Origin of the sequence: Kitasatospora sp. NPDC127121 (assembly GCF_042677305.1) — a bacterium.
GTDB lineage: Bacteria > Actinomycetota > Actinomycetes > Streptomycetales > Streptomycetaceae > Kitasatospora.
In genome coordinates this window covers 111,069-131,244 of record NZ_JBHXTQ010000009.1, presented here as the reverse complement: position 1 = coordinate 131,244, position 20,176 = coordinate 111,069, and the positions used below count along the sequence as shown (strand labels likewise).

Here is a 20,176-nt window from a genome sequence, read left to right as displayed (position 1 = left end):
GTCTTACCTCCTCTCCAGTGGAGAACCGTAGCCGAAGGCCGGGCGGCCGGGGGCTCGGGCGGAGGAACGCGGGGGATCAGGCCTCGGAGGGCGCCTCGGCGGCGACGATCTCGCGGCCGCCGGAGCGCGGGCCACGCAGCACGGCCAGGTAGGCGACGCCGATGCCGATCAGCGCCCAGACCACCAGGACCACGATCGGCATGCCCAGGTTGGTGGAGCCGAAGTAGGCGATCGACTTGGTGGCACTGGTCCCGGCGCCGTTCGGGATCAGCGAGCCGATGGCCCGCCAGAACGGCGGCATCATCGGTGCCGGGTAGACGCCGCCGGCGCTCGGGTTGCCCAGCACCACGAAGATCAGCACCGCGACGCCGATGCCGATGACGTCGAACAGGCACTGCAGCGCCATGGTGAACGCGCCGACCGTGAACACCACCAGGGCGCCGATGCCGGTCAGGGCCAGGATCGAGCCGGGCAGCGCGTCCAGCACCGGTCCGGCGATGATCGTGCCGCCGAGGCCGGCGCCGACCGAGTACAGCGCCAGCACACCGAGGCGGATCAGCAGGCGGTGGACGTTGGCGGGCTTGGAGCCGGCGCTGATGCCGAGGATCGAGGCGACCAGGTAGCCGCCGACGCACCAGCCGATGACCAGGTAGAACGCGGAGAGGCCGTTGGTGTCGCCCTTGGCGAGCGGCACGACGTCCTCGACCTTGACGGTGCGGCCCTGGGCCTTGTCCAGCGCGGTGGTGATGGACTCGGCGGCCTTGGCGGCGGAGGTGCCGCGGGCGCCGCCGACCAGCAGGGTGTCCTCGGTGCCGGTCGGGTTCACGACCAGCGCGGCGTAGATCTTCTGGTCCTTGATCTGCTGGGTGGCCGTCTCGGCGTCCGGGGCGGTGACGGCCTTGACGGCGTCGTCCGGCACGGATTCCAGCGCCTGGACCAGCTTGGGGGCGACCTGCGGCGGGGCGACCACCGCGATCGACAGCTCGTGCGGGGCCGGGTGGTGCAGCGCCCCGACGTACGAGGTGATGAAGCCGAGCTGCAGCAGCAGCACGCCGATCACGAGCAGTGCCGCACGCGGTGTGACCGCGCCCTTCAGTTCAGCGACGAAACCCTGCCCCGGGGCGGCCATCCACATCTCCTTGTGTATTGGGGGAAAACGGATACTTCATACCATGAACTAGTTAGCTTGTCGCACCCCACGCGCCGCCTTCCAGCCAGTGCGGCTGCGGGATACTGGCGCGGTGAGTGACGAGGAATCCCTGCTGGCGGTGGAGCGCGAGGTCGCGCTGATGTTCCGGCGGGGCCGGGCCCGAGTGGCGGAGCTCTCACGCCGGGTGCACCCCGAGCTGGAGGGGATGGCGTACAGCATGCTCGGCTACATCGAGCAGGCCGGGCGGGTGCGGGTGACGGACGTCGGCGTGCACTTCGCGGTCGGCAAGGCCACGGTGAGCCGGCAGATCCGGGCGCTGGAGGAGCTGGGCCTGGTGGCCCGGGAGACGGATCCGCTGGACCGCCGGGCCGCGCTGGTCTCGCTGACCGAGGACGGGCGGCGGCGCTACCTGGCGGCCCGGGACGTCCGGATGCGGCGGGTGCGGGAGCTGCTGGGCAGCTGGTCGCCGGAGGATGTGGACCGCTTCGCGGTGCTGCTGCACCGCTTCAACGACGTGATCGGGGAGCCGCCGGCGGAGTGACCGGGGGCCGGGGCCCGGGGCGGGGTCGGGGCCACGGTGGCTGGATCCAGGCCTGGGGGCGCGGCCTTTACTTGGGCTTGAAGAAAGTTGCCTTAGTCAACCATCGGGCCTATGGTTGCGTAAGGCAACAATTTTCCCTGCCTGCGCACCCCCGCCCCCCGCTCACTCCTCCCGCCGAAGGACCCAGATGACCGTCACAGCCGAGGCGACCGTCGGAGCCGCCGTCGACGATCAACCGATGACCCACCGGCAGGTGATGGAGGCGCTGTCCGGCCTGCTGCTCGGCCTCTTCGTGGCCGTGCTCTCCTCGACCGTCGTCTCCAACGCCCTGCCGCACATCCTCACCGACCTGCACGGCGGCCAGTCCGCCTACACCTGGGTGATCACCGCGGCCCTGCTGACCCTGACCGCCTCCACCCCGATCTGGGGCAAGCTCTCCGACCTCGTCAGCAAGAAGCTGCTGCTCCAGATAGCCCTGCTGATCTACATCGCCACCTCCGCCCTGGCCGGCCTCTCCCAGAACACCGCCGAGCTGATCGCCTGCCGCGCCCTCCAGGGCATCGGTGCCGGCGGTGTGGTCGCGCTGGGCCAGATCTGCCTGGCCGCGATGGTCCCGCCGCGCGAGCGCGGCCGTTACAGCGGCTACTTCGGCGCGGTCTTCGCGCTGGCCACCATCGGCGGACCGCTGATCGGCGGCGTCATCGTGGACACCTCGTGGCTGGGCTGGCGCTGGTGCTTCTACGTCGGCATCCCGTTCGCGCTGGCCGCGATCCTGGTGGTGCAGCGCACCCTCAAGCTGCCGGTGGTCAAGCGCAAGGCGAAGATCGACTACCTGGGCGCGCTGGTCATCACCGGCGCCGTCAGCCTGCTGATGATCTGGATCACGCTGGCCGGCACGAACTACGACTGGCTGTCCTGGCAGACCGCCGCGATGGTCGGCGGCGGCCTGCTGCTGGGCGCCCTCGCCGTGGTGATCGAGCGCCGCGCCGCCGAGCCGATCATCCCGCCGGACCTCTTCAAGTACCGCACCGTCACCCTGGCCGCGGTGGCCAGCGTGCTGGTCGGCGTCGGGATGTACGGCGCGACCACCTTCCTCAGCCAGTACTTCCAGCTGGCCCGCGCCAAGTCCCCGACCATGGCCGGCCTGATGACCCTGCCGATGATCCTCGGCCTGGCGCTCGCCTCCACCGTCGCCGGCCGGCTGATCACCAAGTACGGCAAGTGGAAGGCCTACCTGGTCGCCGGCACGGCGCTGCTCGCGATCGGCTTCGGCCTGCTCGCCACCGCCCGCGCCGACACCGACTACAAGCTGCTCTGCGTCTACATGGCGATCACCGGCATCGGCCTCGGCCTGACCAGCCAGAACCTGGTGCTCGCGGTGCAGAACACGGTGCCGCGCCACGAGCTCGGCGCGGCCAGCTCCGTGGTGACCTTCTTCCGCACCATGGGCGGCGCGATGGGCGTCTCCGCGCTCGGCGCGCTGATGAACAGCAAGGTGACCCACTACCTCGCGGAGAACCTGGCCGCCGCGCACATCCCGGCCGCGAGCGCGGCCGGCGGCGGGGGCATCCCGGACCTGCACAAGCTGCCCGCCCCGATCGTCCCGCTGGTGACGGACGCGTTCGGGCACGGCGTCGGCACCGTCTTCCTGTGGGCCGCGCCGTTCGCGGCGCTGGCCTTCGTCACGGTGCTGTTCATCCGGGAGACCGCGCTGAAGACCAGCCAGCAGGGCTGACTCCGGGCGGGGATGCGCGAACGGGCCGGGGAGTGTGGATCACACTCCCCGGCCCGTTCGGTTCGTCCCGCGCGCGGACGGCGGGAACCGTCGGCCACGCGCTACGGCGCGGCGATCAGGACCACGCGCTACGGCGCGGCGATCAGGACCAGGCCGTAGACGACGGCCGCGGCGCAGAGGCCGAAGCAGGCGTAGGCGCCGGCCAGGGCCAGCCGGCCGCCGCCCGGCTCCTGGGAGGCCTCGCCCTCGCGGGCGCTCAGCGCGGCCTCGCGGCGGGACAGGGCCAGGATGCCGAGTGCGAAGACGGAGACCACGGCGACGGTGATGCCGAAGCTGGCACCGGCGGTCTGGGCCAGGGCGTTCCACTTGATGTGCATGGCGGGTGCTCCTCAGCCTGCGGCGCTCAGGCCGCGACCGTGGTCGAGGCGGGGGTGGGGGCGTTCGCGGGGGCGGCGGTGGCGGGGACCTCCACCGGGGTGACGTCGTTGACGTCGTTGACGTTGTCCGCGCTGATCGGCTGGCGGCGGGAGATCAGCCACATCGCGCCGGAGCCGGCCACCAGCACGGCGCCCACCAGGACGATGCCCCAGGTGCCCTGGCGGACCAGCAGCGCGGCGCCGCCCGAGACCAGCGCGGCGGCCGGCAGGGTCAGCGCCCAGGTGTAGACCATGCGGCGCACCAGGCTCCAGCGCAGCTCGGCCTTCGGGCCGCCGAGGCCGGCGCCCATGATGCCGCCGGAGCAGACCTGGGTGGTGGAGAGGCCGAAGCCCATGTGCGAGGAGGTCAGGATGACGGTCGCGGCGGCCGACTCGGAGGCGAAGCCCTGCGGCGCCTTGATGTCGGCGAGGCCCTTGCCCATCGAGCGGATGATCCGCCAGCCGCCCATGTAGGTGCCGAGCGCGATCGCGGCGCCCGCGGAGATGATCACCCAGGTGGGCGGCAGCGCGCCGTGCGGCAGGGCGCCGACCGACACCAGGGTCAGGGTGATGATGCCCATCGTCTTCTGGGCGTCGTTGGTGCCGTGCGCGAGCGAGATCAGCGAGGACGAGAAGATCTGGCCGGTCTTGAAGCCCTTGGTGGCGGTGGTCTCGTTGCCCTTGCGGGTGATCGCGTAGGCCAGCTTGGTGGCGCCCCAGGAGGCCAGGCCGGCGACCAGCGGGGAGGCGATCGCCGGGATCAGGATCTTGGAGAGGACGGTGTCGAAGTTGACGCCGTTCATGCCGACACCGACGACGGTGGCGCCGATCAGGCCGCCGTACAGCGCGTGCGAGGAACTGGACGGCAGGCCGCGCAGCCAGGTCAGCAGGTTCCAGAGGATCGCGCCCGCCAGTGCGGCGAAGATGATCTCGGGGTGGATGCCGCTCTTCTCGTTGACGATGCCGCCGGAGATGGTGGTGGCGACCTTCACGGACAGGAACGCGCCCGCGAAGTTGAGGACGGCCGCGATGGTGACCGCGACCTTCGGCCGGAGGGCTCCCGTCGCGATGGAGGTGGCCATCGCATTGGCGGTGTCGTGGAACCCGTTGGTGAAGTCGAAGGCGAGCGCCGTGATGATCACAACGGCTACCAGGAACGAGATGTGTTCCATACCCAAACAATCGTCGTAGTTGTCGCACGGACGTTGGTGTCGTCGCGACCGTAGGTCTGTTTGGTAAACGGAAGGTGAACTGAGCCGGGAATCGTGGTTCCGCTGGTGTCCCGGTGGTGTCCGGAAGCTTTCGGAAGGGTGTCGGCGGTCGCGCTGAGCTGGACATTAGCGAAGTTCGCCCCGGTTCGCTCCGGTTTGCTGAGAGCTGTCTCACAGATCAACCGAGAATTAACCTCCCAGTCCGGATGCGCCCTGTTTCCGGTGAGTAACCCGTGGGAGGATCTGCGGGATCCGGGGACGCCGGTGACAGGCTGGGGCGGGGAGGACCAACCCATGGGCGGGGCTGCACAGCGCACTGAAACGGCAGTCGTACGGCCCTGGCTGCGGGCGGCACTGCGCTGCGGAGCCGCCCTCGCGGCCGCCGCGCTCGCCCTCCCGCTCGCCGCGCAGGCCGCGTACGCCGCCCCCGACCCGGGCGCCTCGATCACCGCGGCCAGCCCGGGCGACGACCCGCTCGCCGCCGCCAAGGCCACCCTCGGCCCGCTGCTCGACCAGCTGCACGCGCTCTACCAGAGCGCCGAGACCGCCACCGAGCAGTACAACGGCGCCGTCGCCAAGGTCGCCGAGCAGCAGGCCGCGCTCACCGACCTCCAGGGCCGGCTGGACCGCCAGCAGAAGCAGGTCGACGCCGGCACCGACATCGCCTCCCAGCTCGCCGCCGCCCAGTACCGCAACGGCGCCGCCTCCGCCTACGCCGAACTGCTGCTCTCCAAGGACCCGTACGAGGCCGTCACCATCGCGGAACTGCTCACCGCCGCCAGCCGCTCGCAGTCCGAGTTCCTGGACCGGCTGAAGACCGACCGCGAGGCCCTCGCAGGCCTGACGAAGCAGACCGAGGACGCGCTCAAGACCTCCCAGACACTGGTCACCCAGCAGGACGCCGCCAAGGCCAAGGTCGCCACCGACCTCGCCTCCGTCGAGCAACTGGTCTCCTCGCTCACCGGCGCCCAGCGCACCGAGCTGGAGAAGCTGGAGAAGGCCAAGGCCGACGAGGCCCAGCTCCTCTTCCTCGCCTCCGGCGTCCTCGGCAAGGGCGAGCGCACCCCGTCGGCGGCCGGCCGCACCGCCATCGCCTTCGCGCTCGCCCAGCTCAACAAGCCGTACCTGTGGGGCGGCGCGGGGCCGGACTCCTACGACTGCTCGGGCCTCACCTCGCAGGCCTGGCTGCACGCCGGGCTGCCGATCCCGCGCACCAGCCAGGAGCAGTGGGCCCAGCTCCCGCACATCGCGCTGAACCAGCTCCGCCCCGGCGACCTGGTCATCTACTTCGAGGGCGCCACACACGTCGCGATGTACATCGGCGGCGGGCTGGTCGTCCAGGCACCCCGGCCGGGCGCCGTCATCAAGGTGTCGCCGATCGGCTCGATGCCGATCCTCGGGGCGGTGCGGCCCGACCCGTCCGGCGCGGCGGACGAGGCCGGCGGCAGCTGGAAGGTGCCCGACCTGCCCGCCGGCTGGGACACCGTCACCCCGATCGCGCCCAGCCCGGCCAACCAGGTCCCGGCCGCCCCGGCCCCCGGCACGCCCGCCAACCCGCCGGCCACCCCGGGCACGCCGTCCACCACCCCGGGCACGCCCGCGGACACCGGCACCGGCACCGGCACGCCGTCCGGCACCGGGACCGGAACGCCCGCCGACCCGGGGACGCCGTCCGGCACCGGCACCACCGCCCCCGGCACGTCCACGCCGACCCCGACCCCGACCGGGACGGGCACGCCCACCCCGACCGGGACGGGCACCCCGACGCCGACCGGCACGGGCCCGGCGACGCCCGCGCCGACCGGCACCGGCACCCCGGGTTCCACCGGCACCGCCGCCTCCACCACCACCGGCTCGGCGAGCGCCGGGGCCCCGGGCAGCGCCACCGCGACACTGCCGCTCGGCGGCAACTAGGCCCTAGGTCCGGACAGGGCCTGAGCCATGACGAAGGCCGCCCGGCGTCCACGGACACCGGGCGGCCTTCGCGTGCGTCACGCCGGGGCGCCGGTGTCCGGCTCGAAGCGGACGACCACGGCCTTGGAGGTCGGCGTGTTGCTGATGTCGGCGGTGGAGTCCAGCGGGACGAGCACGTTGGTCTCCGGGTAGTAGGCCGCCGCGCCGCCGCGGGCCACCGGGTAGTGGACCACCCGGAAGTGCGGGGCGCGCCGCTCGACGCCGTCCCGCCACTCGCTCACCAGGTCGACGAAGGCGCCCTCGGCCAGGCCCAGTTCGGCGGCGTCGGCCGGGTTGACCAGGACGACCCGGCGGCCGCCCTTGATGCCCCGGTAGCGGTCGTCCAGGCCGTAGATGGTGGTGTTGTACTGGTCGTGCGAGCGCAGCGTCTGCAACAGCAGGCGGCCCGGCGGGACCTCGGGGGCGGTGAGCGGGTTGACGGTGAAGTTGGCCTTCCCGGTCGCGGTGGGGAAGGTCCGGGAGTCGCGCGGGCCGTGCGGCAGGGTGAAGCCGCCGGGGCGGCGGACCTTCTCGTTGTAGTCCTCGAAGCCGGGGACGACCCGGGCGATCCGGTCCCGCAGGGTGTCGTAGTCGGCGGCGAAGTCCTCCCACGGCACGGTGTCCCCGGGGCCGAGGACGCTGCGGGCGAGCCGGCAGACGATCGCGGTCTCGGAGAGCAGGCCCGGGGCGGGCGGGCGCAGGCCGCCGCGCGAGGAGTGCACCTGGCCCATCGAGTCCTCGACGCTGACGAACTGGGCGCCGGCGCCGCTGACGTCCCGGTCGGTGCGGCCCAGGGTGGGCAGGATCAGTGCGCGGGCGCCGGTGACCACGTGCGAGCGGTTGAGCTTGGTGGAGACGTGCACGGTCAGCCGGCAGCGGCGCATCGCCGCCTCGGTGACGTCGGTGTCCGGGGTGGCCGCGACGAAGTTGCCGCCCATCGCGAAGAACACCCCGACCCGGCCGTCGCGCATCGCCCGGATGGTGTCCACCGAGTCGAGGCCGTGCGCGCGCGGCGGCTCGAAGCCGAACTCCTTGCCGAGCGCGTCCAGGAAGGCCGTCGAGGGCCGCTCGAAGATGCCCATCGTCCGGTCGCCCTGGACGTTGCTGTGCCCGCGCACCGGGCAGACCCCGGCGCCCGGGCGGCCGACGTTGCCGCGCAGCAGCAGGAAGTTGACCACCTCGCGGATGGTCGGGACGGCGTGCTTGTGCTGGGTGAGGCCCATCGCCCAGCAGACGATGATCTTCCGGGAGCCCAGCACCAGCCGGCCGAGCTCCTCGATCTGCTCCCACGGCAGGCCGGTCGCGGCGAGCACCTCGGCGCGGTCGGTCGCGCCCGCCTGCGCCTCGAACTCCTCGAAGCCGTGGCAGTGTTCGGTGACGAAGGCGCGGTCGACGCCGTCCTGCTCCAGGATCATCCGGTTGAGCGCGCGGAACAGCGCCAGGTCCCCGCCGAGGCGGATCTGCAGGAACAGGTCGGTCAGCTTGGTGCCGTGGCCGACCAGGCCGCGCGCGTGCTGCGGGTTCTTGAAGCGCTCCAGGCCGGCCTCCGGCAGCGGGTTCACGCTCACGATGGTGGCGCCGGCCCGCTTGGCGCGCTCCAGCGCGGAGAGCATCCGGGGGTGGTTGGTGCCCGGGTTCTGGCCGGCCACGATGATCAGGTCGGCCTGGTAGAGGTCCTTGAGGCTGACGCTGCCCTTGCCGACGCCGAGCGTCTCGGTGAGCGCCGAGCCGGACGACTCGTGGCACATGTTGGAGCAGTCCGGCAGGTTGTTGGTGCCCAGCCGGCGGGCGAACAGCTGGTACGCGAAGGCGGCCTCGTTGCTGGTCCGCCCGGAGGTGTAGAAGGCGGCGCCGTCCGGGGTGTCCAGGGCGCGCAGCTCCTCGGCGATCAGCGCGAAGGCGTCGTCCCAGGAGACCGGCGTGTAGTGGGTGGCGCCCTCGTCGAGCAGCATCGGCTGGGTGAGGCGGCCCTGCTGGCCCAGCCAGTAGCCGGAGCGCTCGGCCAGTTCGGCGACCGGGTGGGCGGCGAAGAACTCGGCGCGGATCCGGCGCTCGGTGGCCTCCTCGGCGACGGCCTTGGCGCCGTTCTCGCAGAACTCCGCCGTGTGCGTCTTGCCCGGCTCCGGCCAGGCGCAGCCGGGGCAGTCGAAGCCGTCCGGCTGGTTGACCTTGCGCAGCGTGGCGAGGGTGCGCAGGGGGCCCATCTGCTCGGCGGCCATCCGCAGGCTGTGGCCGACCGCGGGCAGCCCGGCCGCCGCGTGCTGGGGCGCGGACACCTCGGGGGCGTCCTGCGCCGGGTCGCTCTGCGGGGCCTGCTTGGCCATGACCGCTTCTCCTCGGCTCTGCTCGTCCGGCGGCCGCGACACCGGGGTGACACCGGGCCCGCCGGGCCCGCCGCTTCGGCGCGGGGGCTGAGGGCCCATCCTTCCACCCGGGTACGGACGGGGGGAGGGGGGTCGAACGGGTCTTCGGGCCCCGAACCTGCGACCGGGCCGCTCCCGAGGCCCGCCGTCAGGCCCCCCTCGTCCGGCCGGAGGGCGGGCGCGGCGGTGGCGGGGTGCGCTGACCGCACGGCGGAGCAGGGGCGGCGACCGCCGACCGCGCGGCGAGCCGGGTGCCTTGGCGGCGGCGGGCGGGCGGGGGATCGACGACGGGCGCCGGGGCGGCGGCCGGGAGCGCGGCCAGTGCCCGCAGCAGCGCGCGGGCGGCGGCGTCGTTCTGTCGGAATCCCGGGGAATCGGTGCGGGGCCGGGCGAAGGCGGCGGCGGCGCGCAGGCTGGTGTGCGGGCCGAGTGCGGTGCGCCGCGGGTGCGGGGCGCCGCCCAGGGCCGGGTCGAGCAGTCGGCTGTCGCCGGGGGCGATGGTGACCAGGCCGGAGCGGTGGGTGTACTCCTCGTCGGCGACCACCTCCTCCACGAGCCGCCCGGCGCGGTGCAGTTCGCGCAGCACCGGGTCGAGGGTGCGGGTCAGCTGGTGCTTGGGCAGGTACGCCTCGACCAGGGCGGTGGCGGTGATGCGGTGGCCCGGCACGGTGTCGCCGCCGGCCCGCCAGGTGCCGGTGGTCTCGTCCTGTTCGACCCGGACGTCCGCGCCCAGGAAGCGCACGATCCCGGCCTCGGACAGGGCGAGCAGCTGGCGCAGCCGGAAGCCGGGCGGGCCGGAGGCGAGGTAGCTGAAGTAGCCGAAGAACCACCCGTCCACCTCTTCGGCGACCGAGCGGGCGGTGAGCCGGCCGGTCGCGAGGATGCGCGGGAGCTGGCCGAACAGCGAGAGCAGGGCGAGGAAGGCGCCGAGGTCGGCGCTGTGCGCGGGGTCGGCGCGGCGGTCGGCGTCGGCGGTGACGTAGGCGCGCAGGTGCTGCTGGAGTTCCTCGGCGGAGCCGAGTTCGAGGCCGGCCAGCGGGTGGTCGAGCCGTTCGAAGTCGATCCGGTCGGCCGGGTCGGGTACGGCCTCGGCGACCAGGGCGGCCAGGTCGGGGGAGTACCAGTCGTGCCGGTCGAACCGGGCCAGGAACTCCGGCCAGGGCAGCGCGGTGCGTTCGGGGTGGGCGTGGAACAGCTCGTGGTAGTGCCCGAAGGCGGTCTCCTTGGCCATCGACGGCCAGAAGTCGCGCCGGAGTTCGAGCGGCCCGTCGGTGGCGAGGACGGCGTCCACGGCGGCCGCGTCGAAGTACCGGGGGAGCGGGGCGGGCGGCCCCTGGAGTCGGTAGTCGGTCTTGGAGTGGTACGGGACGCCGCGCCGGGATCCGAGGTGCAGCACCGGTTCGCGGCCGGACGGGCGGTAGCGCAGCCCGTCCCCGGTGGGCTCGAAGCGGCCGCCGCGCCCTTCGGTGAGCAGGGCGACCAGGTCGACGGAGGCCAGGCCGAGGCCGCGCAGCACGACGTGCTCGCCAGGGGCGATGCCGTCCAGGTCGGCGTCGGCGGAGTAGGCGGGCGGGAGGTGGAAGCGGCCGTGCCGGGCGGCGAAGTCGGCGTCGGCGGCGTACCGGGGGTGCGGGGTGGAGTCGAGGTGGCCGAGGGTGAGGGCGACGTGGTCGGCGGTGAGCGTCCGGCCGGTGAGGTGGACGGTCTGCGGGCCGTCGGGCGGGCCGTCGATCCGCCGGACGGTGTCCCGGTGCACGGTGACCGTGACGTGCGGCGGCAGGTCGGCGACGGCGCGGCGGAACGCCCAGTCCAGGTAGGCGCTCTGGGCCCGGCGGGTGGGGAAGTCGGTGGGCGCGAGGGTGTCCAGTTCGGCCCGGACGGCCGGGTCGGCGACCTCCCGGTAGGGCGCGAACTCCCGCCGCCGGAGCGCCCATTGGGCCAGCGAGGGGCCCGGGCGGACCGGCCCGTCGATGGTCGAGCGCTCGTCGGTGAACATGGTGACGTCCTCGGCCATCGAGTTCATCCGCAGCAGCGGGGACTGCTCGTGGCGCCAGATCCGGCCCGCGCCGGGCGGGTGCGGGTCGACCAGGTGGACGTGCAACGGGCTTTCGGCGGGCAGGAGTTCGGCCGCGTTGGCGGCGATCCGTTCCAGCAGCCCGGTGCCCCGCGGGCCCGCGCCGACGATCACGAGGGTGTTCATGCCGCCACCTCGCGCAGCCGCCGCAGGGCGGCCCGGGTCCGTTGGAGCGGGGTGGGCGGCAGGCCGTCCCGGGTGGCGCCCTTGGCGTAGTGGCGCTCGACGTAGTACTGGCCGACGGACAGCAGGGTGGTGACCACCAGGTACCAGATGGTGGCGACCACCAGCATCGGGATGACCCGGTACGACTGCAGGTAGACCAGCTGCACCGAGTAGAGCAGGTCGGAGACGGCCAGCACGCTGACGATGCTGGTGCCCTTGAGTGCGCTGATCAGCATGTTCCCGGCGGTCGGCACGATCGAGCGCATCGCCTGCGGGACGACGATCCGGCGCAGCACCCGCCACCGGCCGAGGCCGAGCGCCGAGGCGGCCTCCAGCTGGCCGCGGTCGACGGACAGGATGCCGCCGCGGATCACCTCGGCGGCGTACGCGGTCTCCAGCAGGGTGAGGCCGATGACGGCGGTGAGGGTGGGGCCGATCAGGTTGACGGTCTTGACGGTGACGAACTCGGGGCCGAACGGGATGCCGAGGCCGAGGGTCGGGTAGAGCGCGCCGATGTTGAAGAAGAACAGCAGCTGCACCAGCGGCGGGGTGGAGCGGAAGATCCAGATGTAGCCCCAACTCAGGGTGCGCAGCACCGGGTTGCCGGACATCCGCATGACGGCGAGGCCGGTGCCGAGGACGAAGCCGAGGGCGAGGGTGACGGCGGTGAGCCAGAGGGTCAGGGTGAGGCCGTTGAGCACCGACCCGGCGGTGAACCAGTCGGCGACCACGTCCCACTGGAAGGCCTTGTTGCGCACCACGGAGTTGACGGCCATCGCGGTCAGCAGCAGCGCGATCCCGGCGCAGACCCACTGCCCGGGTCGGCGGCGGGCGACGATCCGGGCGCCGGGGTCGGGCGGCGGGCCGGGGCGGTCGGAGGCGGAGGCGGCGGCGGGGGTGGGCGTGGAGCGGGCGGGGAGGAGGTCCTGCGGGCTGGCCATGGCGGCGGCTCCTGGCGGAGGTGCGGGCGGGCGGGAGGTACGGGTGTGGTCACGTACGGCCGTCGCACCGGCCCGTGTCCCTCAACACGGCCGGCGCTGTGCACTGCACTCCGCCGTGATCGTACGCATGCGCGATCGACGGCTGTCAAGGGTGGTCCGGGCCCTGACCGGGGCCCGGCGCGGACCGGTCGCAGGGCGACAGGAGATCGCAACAGAGCGGCAATGATGGATGGTTGACGGACCACTTGGCAGGCTGTTCAACTTGAGGCCATGTACGCCGAGCAGCCCCTGGTCACCCGCGACCACATCGACTTCGGTCGGGTGTGGTCCGCGGCGTGTTGCGGCTGACCCGGCAGCGGGCCGCCCGTCCGGCCCTCTGATCTCCCGCGGGGAGCCCTCCCTCGGTCTGCCCCGCCGCGGGCCGGGACCAGCCGTCCGCAGCTGACGGCGTCCCAGGCGCACGCTGCCGTCCGACGACCGCGCACTGAACTCCGGCAGTACTCCCTCGTCCACGCCTGCCTCCCACCTCCTCCCGCCGCGCGAGCGCCGACCCCACCGTCGGCGCGGCCGCCGCGCACCAGTGTTCACGGCCGCCCCGCCCCGGCCGGCTCCGGCCTGCCCACCCGCAGTCCACCGGACTCCGCTCACCCCGAAAGGTTCCGCCATGCCCGTCGAATTCCTCGGTATCGCCGCCACCGGCGACGGCTCGGAGACCACCCCCCGCTCCACCGCCGCCTTCGACCGCGACTACACCCTGCGGCTGGCCCGGGCCCACGAGGACCACGGCTGGGACCGGGTGCTCTTCGCGTACGGCGCCGGCTCCCCGGAACCCGCGGCCGCGGCGGCCTTCCTCGTCTCGCACCTGGACCGGCTGCAGATCCTGCTGGCGCACCGGCCGAACGTCTCCTACCCGACCTTCGCCGCCAAGACCTTCGCGACCCTGGACCAGATCAGCGACGGGCGGCTGACCGTCCACTTCATCACCGGCGGCAGCGACCACGAGCAGCAGCGCGAGGGCGACTTCCTGTCCAAGGACGAGCGCTACGAGCGCACCCGCGAGTACATCGGCATCGTCAAGAAGGCGTGGACCAGCCGGGAGCCCTTCGACCACGAGGGCGCCCACTACCGCTTCAACGACTTCGTCTCCGACGTCTTCCCCGTCCAGCAGCCGCGCCCCGGGGTCTCCTTCGGCGGCTCCTCGGACGCCGCCTACGCGGCCGGCGGCGCCGAGGCGGACGTCTACTGCCTGTGGGGCGAGCCGCTGGCCCGCACCGCCGAGCAGATCGAGCGGGTGAAGGAGGCGGCCCGGGCCGCCGGGCGCACCGACGTGCCGCGGATCCAGGTGGCGTTCCGGCCGATCATCGCGCCGACCGAGGAACTGGCCTGGGAGAAGGCGCACCGGACGGTGGCCGCGATCAAGGCCCGCCGGGAGTCCGGGGAACTGGTCCGCCGGGGCCGCCCGCTCGGCGCCGCAGCGCCTGAAAACACTGGTTCCCAGCGGCTGATCGAGATCGCCGAGGCCGGCGAGCGCTACGACCGCGCGCTGTGGACCCCGACCGCCGCGGCCACCGGCGGGGCCGGCAACTCCAACGCCCTGGTCGGCACCCCGGAGACGGTCGCCGAGGCGCTGCTCGACTACTACGACCTCGGCGTGGACATCCTCTCCGCCCGCGGCTACCACCTGCTCGACGACGCGATCGACTTCGGCCGCCACGTCATCCCGATCGTCCGCGAGGAGGTCGCCAAGCGCGACGCCGCCAAGGCCGCGGCGGTGGCCGAGCGCGCCGAGCGGGACCGGCACCAGCTGATCGCGGTGCAGGCGTGAGCGCTCCGGACCGGGAGGCGGGCCCGGCGGCCGGGTTCCGCCGGGTCACCATCGACGACCCGCTGGTCGAGCCGCTGCTACGCGAGCTCACCCACGAGTACGTCAGCCGCTACGGCCCCGAGGCGCACCAGGAGATGACCCGCCACCCCCGGGACGCCTTCGCCGAGCCGCACGGCGTCCTGCTGCTCCTGCTGGAGGACGGCGAGCCCGTCGCCGGCGGCGCGTACAAGCGGTACGACGAGCGCACCGCCGAGCTGAAGCGGATGTGGACGCACTCCGCGCACCGCCGCCGCGGCCTGGCCCGCCGGGTGCTGGCCGAGCTGGAGCGGACGGCGGCCGCCGCCGGCTACGCCCGGATCTACCTCACCACCGGTCCGCGCCAGCCCGAGGCCAGGGGCCTCTACCTGGCGTCCGGCTACACCCCGCTGTTCGACGTCGCCGCCGACCCCCTGACGATCGGCCCGCTCCCGTTCGAGAAGCACCTGCCGGTGCTGGCTCCGACCCCCTGAAAGGCCCCCCGTGAGAAGCACCACCGTCCGCCGCCGCCTGCTCGCGGCCACCGCCCTGCTGCCGGTGCTGGCGCTGGCCGCGTGCGGCCCGGACCCGAAGATCGCGGGCCCGGCGGGGGCGAGCGGGCCCGCCGCCACCGCCGTCTCCCAGGACGTCGTCTCCGGCCTCGCGAAGTCGGACGCCGCCGCCGCGCTGCTGCCCGAGGAGGTCCGCAAGGCCGGCACGCTGACCTTCGGCGCGTCCTTCGGCTCGCCGCCCACCGCCTTCTACGCCGACCAGGCCACCAAGAAGCCGGCCGGGATCGACGTGGACTTCACCGATGCGGTGGCCAGGCTGCTCGGGCTGACCGTGCAGCGCCAGGAGGCCGCCTTCGAGACCATCCTGCCCGCCCTGGACAGCGGCAAGTTCGACGTCGGCACCGGCAACTTCGGGGTCACCACGGCCCGGTTGAAGACCATCGACTTCGTCACCTACATCGACGACGGCCAGGGCTTCGCGGTCCGCAAGGACAACCAGGCCGTCCAGCCGGTCACCGACCTGCTCCAGCTCTGCGGGCTGACCATCGGCACCGGCGCCGGCACCACCTTCGAGACCACGCTGAACGCGAAGCGCACCGCCTGCACCGACGCCGGGAAGAAGCCGTACGAGGTCAAGGCGTTCAGCGACCCCGGGGCCGTGCTCACCGGCCTCCAGCAGGGCCGGGTCGACGTCCTGATGTCCACCATCAACGGCCTGCGCTACCAGGCCGCGCAGGAGGCCTCCGGGACGCGCTTCCTCGGCGAGTTCCACCGGCTGGACGTCGGCTTCGCGTTCAAGAAGGGCTCGAAGCTCACCCCGGCCTTCCAGGCGGCGGTCAACCAGCTGATCAAGGACGGGACGTACGAGCGGATCCTCAGGAAGTGGGGGGTCGCCGAATCGGCGATCAAGGAGTCCCTGATCAGCCCGCCCGAACACCAGTGATCCCCGGGTCTGCCGAAGGAGCCTCCCGATGACCGCCAGCACCACCGCGACGTCCCAAGCCCAAGCCCAAGCCCAGGCCCAGGCCCAGGCCCAGGCCCAGGCCCCGGTCCGGGCCGAGCGGGCACCGGCGACCGGACCCGATCCCGGTCCGGGCGCCGGCCCCCGCCTGGACCTCGACGAACTGGCCGCTCTGCGGGCCGTCCCCGCCCGGCACCCCTGGCGCTGGGGGATCGGGGTCGCCGCCCTCGTCGTGCTCGCCCAGTTCGCCCACGGCCTGGCCACCAACCCCGGCTGGGACTGGGCCACCTTCCGGCTCTACTTCACCGCCGACACGATCGTCCAGGCGGTCGGCCGCACCCTCGAACTAACCGTCTACGGCACCGGGCTGGGCTTCCTGCTGGGCGCCGTGGTGGCCGCGATGCGGTTGTCCCGCAGCGCGATCCTCCAGTCCATCGCCTGGGCGTACGTGTGGGTGTTCCGCTCGATCCCGCTGATCGTCCAGCTGGTGTTCTGGTTCAACCTGTCGTACCTCTACAAGCGGTTCGGGATCGGCATCCCGTTCGGCCCGACCTTCGGGGACTTCGAGACGGTCGGCGTGCTGAGCGCGCTCGGCGCCGCCGTGCTCGGCCTCGGGCTGCACCAGGCCGCGTTCGCCGCCGAGATCATCCGCGGCGGCGTCATCGCGGTGGACGCCGGCCAGCGGGAGGCCGCCACCGCGCTCGGCATCCCGCGCTGGCGCCAGAGCTGGCGGATCGTGCTGCCGCAGGCGATGCGCGGCATCCTGCCGGCCGCCGCCAACGAGGTGATCTCGCTGCTCAAGGGCACCTCGGTGGTCTACGTGATGGCCATCGGCGAGCTCTTCTACCAGGCCCAGGTGGTCTACGGCCGGACCGGCCGGGTGGTGCCGCTGCTGATGGTCGCCACCGTCTGGTACGTGCTGCTGACCACGGTGCTGTCCATCGGCCAGTACTACGTCGAGCGCTACTTCGCCCGCGGCGCGCAGCGCACCCCGCCGCCCACCCCGCTCCAGCGCGCCCGGGCCTTCGTCCGGAGCCTGCCCGCCCGCACGCCGACCACCCGCACGCCGACCACCCGCGCAGCGACCGCCCGCACCACCGGAGGACGTCGATGACCACGCTCACCAAGACCGAACCGGCGGCCGCACCGATGGTGCAGGTCCGCGGCCTGCACAAGAGCTTCGGGCCACTGGAGGTGCTGCGCGGCCTCGATCTGGACGTCCCGGCCGGCTCGGTCACCGTGGTGCTCGGCCCGTCCGGCTCCGGCAAGTCCACGCTGCTGCGCGCGATCAACCACCTGGAGAAGCTCGACGGCGGCTACGTCGCCATCGACGGCGAGCTGATCGGCTACCGGCGCTCCGGCGACCGGCTGTACGAGCTCAAGGAGCGCGAGGTGCTGCGCCAGCGCACCCACATCGGCTTCGTGTTCCAGAACTTCAACCTGTTCCCGCACCTCACCGTGCTGGAGAACCTGGTCGAGGCGCCGATCGCCGCGCTGCGCCGCCCCCGGGCCGAGGCCAGGGCGACGGCGTTGGCGCTGCTGGAGCGGGTCGGGCTGGCGGACAAGGCCGCCGCGTACCCCCGGCAGCTCTCCGGCGGCCAGCAGCAGCGGGTGGCGATCGCCCGGGCGCTGGCCCTGGAGCCGAAGGTGCTGCTGTTCGACGAGCCCACCTCGGCGCTCGACCCGGAGCTGGTCGGCGAGGTGCTGGACGTCATCAAGGACCTCGCCCGGACCGGCACCACCATGATCGTGGTCACCCACGAGATCGGCTTCGCCCGCGAGGTCGCCGACACCGTCGTCTTCATGGACGGCGGCGTGGTGGTCGAGCAGGGCCCGCCGGCCGAAGTCCTGGACCGCCCCCGGCACGAACGCACCCGGGCCTTCCTCGCCAAGGTGCTCTGAGCCGAGGTGCTCTGAGCCGAGGTCCTCCAGCCCTTCCCGCCGCTCCGAAACCCCCTTCACCGAGCAGGAGTTCCGTCATGCCCCTACCCCGTCGCGCCCTCGTGGCCGCCGCCGGCTCGCTCGCCGCCGCCCTCGCCCTGACCGCCTGCGGCGGCGCGTCCTCGGGGGCCACGGCGGAACTCGCCCCGGCCAAGGGCAGCACCGCGCCGAACGGCGCCGTGGTGAACCTGACGGCCGACCAGAACCGGGTGACCACGGCCAAGGTCGACGCGATCGCGGCGCTCGTCCCGGAGGAGATCAGGAGGAGGGGGACCCTGGCCGTCGTCGACTCCCTCGGCACCACCCCGCCGCTGGACTTCTACGCCAACGACGACAGGACCATCATCGGCGTCGAGCCGGACATCGCCACCCTGGTCGGCAACGTGCTCGGCCTCAAGGTCGAGTTCAACCCGGTCTCCTGGGAGAACATCTTCGTCGGCCTGGACAGCGGCAAGTACGACGTCGGCCTCTCCAACATCACCGTCACCGAGGCGCGCAAGGAGAAGTACGACTTCGCCACCTACCGGCTGGACGTCCTCGGCTTCGAGGCCAGGAAGGGCAGCGGCCTCAAGGTCACCGGCGCCAAGGACCTGGCGGGCAGGTCGGTGGGCGTCTCCTCCGGCACCAACCAGGAGAAGCTGCTGATCTCCTGGAGCGAGGAGAACACCAGGAACGGCCTCAAGCCGATCGACATCAAGTACTTCCAGGGCGCCGAGTTCTACCTGGCGCTCTCCTCCGGCCGGATCGACGCCTACGTCGGCCCCAATCCCAACCTGGCCTTCCACGTCGCGCAGACCGGCGAGACCGAGATCGTCGGCACCTACTCGGGCGGCGGCGCGGACGTCCTCGGCAAGATCGCCGCGACCACCCGCAAGGGCAACGGGCTGGTCCAGGCGCTCAACGGGGCGCTGAACGAGGTGATCAGGAACGGCAGTTACAGCCAGGTGCTCAAGCGCTGGGGCCTGGACAACGAGGCGGTGCCGACCTCCGAGGTCAACCCGCCCGGGCTGCCCAAGCCGTAGGGCCCGTCCGTTCACCCGTTCGCCGCCCCCCGCCGCTATGGTGACCCCTCCGATCCGACGGCGAACACCGCCCGGACACGGCGGACTTGGGGGAGGACATGCAGCAGGGGGAGGTGCTCGACGGCCGGTACCGGCTGGACGAGTGGCTGGGCAGGGGCGGCTTCGGGGTGGTCTGGAAGGCGACCGACCAGCGGCTCGACCGCGAGGTCGCGGTCAAGCTGCTGCTGGCGGAGCACGCCGCCGACCGGGAGGCCGTCGGGCGGTTCGTCCGCGAGGCCCGTACGGCCGGCGGCCTCTCCAATCCGCACATCGTGACCGTGTACGACTACGGCCTGGTCGCGACCGCCACCGGGGGGACCCACTACCTGGTGCTGGAACTGGTCCGCGGCCGGGCCCTGTCCGACATCCTCAAGGACGGTGTCCCGGACCAGGAGGCCGCGCTGAAGTGGATGCGCCAGGTCTGCAAGGCGCTGGACGCCGCGCACCGCTCGGGCGTCGTCCACCGCGACATCAAGCCCGAGAACGTGATGGTCGACGCGGGCGGCAAGGCCAAGGTGCTGGACTTCGGCATCGCCCGGTTGCTCACCCAGTCCGCGGTGCTCACCTCCACCGGCAGCGTGGTCGGCACCGTCCCGTACCTGGCGCCCGAGTGCTGGTCCGGCGCCGCCGTGGACGGTCGGGCCGACCTCTACGCGCTCGGCGTCATGCTGTACGAACTCTGCACCGGGCGGCGCCCGTTCCGCGCCTCCTCGGCCGCCGAGTACATGTACAAGCACCTGGAGGAGACCCCGCCCCGGGTGCGCAGTACCGATCCGGCGCTGGCCGACCTGGTCGCCGGGCTGCTCGCCAAACGGCCCGCGGACCGGCCGGCCACCGCCGCCGAGGTGCTGGAACGGCTGCGCCGGATCCGGCCCGGGGTGCTCCGCCCGGACGACCCCAGCCCGGAGCAGCTGCGCCGCCGGGCCGACCAGGCCTGGCTACGCGGCGCGCAGGGCGCCCCCGGGGAGGCCGTCGAGATGCTCACCGCGCTCATCCCCGACCTCGCCCGGATCTGCGGCCCGGCCGACCCGCGCACCCTGCGCACCTGCCACGACCTGGCCCTGTGGCTGGCCCAGGACGGCAGCCCGGGCGCCGCCGTCGCGCTGCTGCGCGAGCTGGCCGCGGAGCCGGCCGCCGAACCGGACGTCCGGGCCGACGCGCTGCGCGACCTCGACCGCTGGCACCGGGAGGCCGCCCGGAGCGGGCCGGGCCGGCCGCGGGCGCTGAGCCTGGCCGGCCTGATCGGCGGCGGTCCGCAGGGCGGCTGAGGGCCCTCGGCGCCGTACGGGCGGGAGGCTGTCAACCGTGCGGG

16 protein-coding genes are annotated in these 20,176 nt (G+C 73.2%); 10 read left to right on the top strand and 6 right to left on the bottom strand.

Annotated features, from left to right (window positions below):
* Positions 1–76 precede the first annotated feature (76 nt).
* Positions 77–1,129: an ABC transporter permease gene (locus ACFVHI_RS08015; protein WP_380336811.1), complete on the bottom strand. Its 1,053-nt coding sequence runs from the start codon at positions 1,127–1,129 to the stop codon at positions 77–79.
* 112 nt (positions 1,130–1,241) lie between these two features.
* On the opposite strand from ACFVHI_RS08015, the gene ACFVHI_RS08010 reads away from it, so the two are divergent.
* Both ACFVHI_RS08010 and ACFVHI_RS08005 read left to right on the top strand, forming a co-directional pair.
* Entirely contained in the window at positions 1,242–1,691 is a 450-nt protein-coding gene (locus ACFVHI_RS08010; RefSeq protein ID WP_371517154.1) for a MarR family winged helix-turn-helix transcriptional regulator, read from the top strand.
* A 187-nt stretch (positions 1,692–1,878) separates the two neighbouring features.
* Positions 1,879–3,426 carry an MDR family MFS transporter gene (locus ACFVHI_RS08005; protein ID WP_063347836.1) on the top strand — a complete coding sequence of 516 codons (1,548 nt, stop codon included), beginning with the start codon at positions 1,879–1,881 and terminating at the stop codon, positions 3,424–3,426.
* 128 nt (positions 3,427–3,554) lie between these two features.
* Here the strand turns inward: ACFVHI_RS08005 and ACFVHI_RS08000 are convergent, their stop codons facing one another.
* Together ACFVHI_RS08000 and ACFVHI_RS07995 are read right to left on the bottom strand one after the other, a co-directional pair.
* Positions 3,555–3,803: a hypothetical protein gene (locus ACFVHI_RS08000; protein ID WP_380336807.1), complete on the bottom strand. Its 249-nt coding sequence runs from the start codon at positions 3,801–3,803 to the stop codon at positions 3,555–3,557.
* A gap of 26 nt (positions 3,804–3,829) precedes the next feature.
* Positions 3,830–5,014 (bottom strand): inorganic phosphate transporter, encoded by a 1,185-nt coding sequence (locus ACFVHI_RS07995; RefSeq protein WP_063347834.1) that lies wholly within the window; start codon positions 5,012–5,014, stop codon positions 3,830–3,832.
* A 333-nt stretch (positions 5,015–5,347) separates the two neighbouring features.
* On the opposite strand from ACFVHI_RS07995, the gene ACFVHI_RS07990 reads away from it, so the two are divergent.
* Positions 5,348–6,967 carry an NlpC/P60 family protein gene (locus tag ACFVHI_RS07990; protein WP_380336804.1) on the top strand — a complete coding sequence of 540 codons (1,620 nt, stop codon included), beginning with the start codon at positions 5,348–5,350 and terminating at the stop codon, positions 6,965–6,967.
* Positions 6,968–7,044: 77 nt separating this feature from the next.
* Here the strand turns inward: ACFVHI_RS07990 and ACFVHI_RS07985 are convergent, their stop codons facing one another.
* The 3 genes from ACFVHI_RS07985 to ACFVHI_RS07975 all read right to left on the bottom strand — a co-directional run bounded on the left by ACFVHI_RS07985 (position 7,045) and on the right by ACFVHI_RS07975 (position 12,549).
* Positions 7,045–9,330, bottom strand: a complete 2,286-nt coding sequence (locus tag ACFVHI_RS07985) for an FdhF/YdeP family oxidoreductase (protein WP_380336801.1) — start codon at positions 9,328–9,330, stop codon at positions 7,045–7,047.
* A gap of 187 nt (positions 9,331–9,517) precedes the next feature.
* Positions 9,518–11,569 (bottom strand): FAD/NAD(P)-binding protein, encoded by a 2,052-nt coding sequence (locus ACFVHI_RS07980; RefSeq protein ID WP_380336798.1) that lies wholly within the window; start codon positions 11,567–11,569, stop codon positions 9,518–9,520.
* A complete protein-coding gene (locus tag ACFVHI_RS07975; protein ID WP_380336796.1) occupies positions 11,566–12,549 on the bottom strand; it encodes an amino acid ABC transporter permease in 984 nt (327 codons plus the stop codon). The genes ACFVHI_RS07980 and ACFVHI_RS07975 overlap by 4 nt, the downstream gene beginning before the upstream one ends.
* 664 nt (positions 12,550–13,213) lie before the next feature.
* Here ACFVHI_RS07975 and ACFVHI_RS07970 point away from each other — a divergent pair.
* The 7 genes from ACFVHI_RS07970 (at position 13,214) to ACFVHI_RS07940 (ending at position 20,132) form a co-directional block, all read left to right on the top strand.
* A complete protein-coding gene (locus tag ACFVHI_RS07970; protein WP_380336793.1) occupies positions 13,214–14,374 on the top strand; it encodes an LLM class flavin-dependent oxidoreductase in 1,161 nt (386 codons plus the stop codon).
* Positions 14,371–14,883: a GNAT family N-acetyltransferase gene (locus tag ACFVHI_RS07965; protein ID WP_380336790.1), complete on the top strand. Its 513-nt coding sequence runs from the start codon at positions 14,371–14,373 to the stop codon at positions 14,881–14,883. Before ACFVHI_RS07970 ends, ACFVHI_RS07965 begins: the two co-directional genes overlap by 4 nt.
* A gap of 10 nt (positions 14,884–14,893) precedes the next feature.
* Entirely contained in the window at positions 14,894–15,844 is a 951-nt protein-coding gene (locus ACFVHI_RS07960; protein WP_380336787.1) for an ABC transporter substrate-binding protein, read from the top strand.
* A 28-nt stretch (positions 15,845–15,872) separates the two neighbouring features.
* Positions 15,873–16,976 (top strand): amino acid ABC transporter permease, encoded by a 1,104-nt coding sequence (locus ACFVHI_RS07955; protein ID WP_380336784.1) that lies wholly within the window; start codon positions 15,873–15,875, stop codon positions 16,974–16,976.
* Positions 16,973–17,764 carry an amino acid ABC transporter ATP-binding protein gene (locus ACFVHI_RS07950; RefSeq protein WP_063347826.1) on the top strand — a complete coding sequence of 264 codons (792 nt, stop codon included), beginning with the start codon at positions 16,973–16,975 and terminating at the stop codon, positions 17,762–17,764. The genes ACFVHI_RS07955 and ACFVHI_RS07950 overlap by 4 nt, the downstream gene beginning before the upstream one ends.
* Before the next feature lie 77 nt (positions 17,765–17,841).
* On the top strand, positions 17,842–18,825 hold the full coding sequence (locus ACFVHI_RS07945) for an ABC transporter substrate-binding protein (RefSeq protein WP_380336781.1): 984 nt from the start codon (positions 17,842–17,844) through the stop codon (positions 18,823–18,825).
* A gap of 98 nt (positions 18,826–18,923) precedes the next feature.
* On the top strand, positions 18,924–20,132 hold the full coding sequence (locus ACFVHI_RS07940; RefSeq protein ID WP_380336778.1) for a serine/threonine-protein kinase: 1,209 nt from the start codon (positions 18,924–18,926) through the stop codon (positions 20,130–20,132).
* Positions 20,133–20,176: the final 44 nt, after the last annotated feature.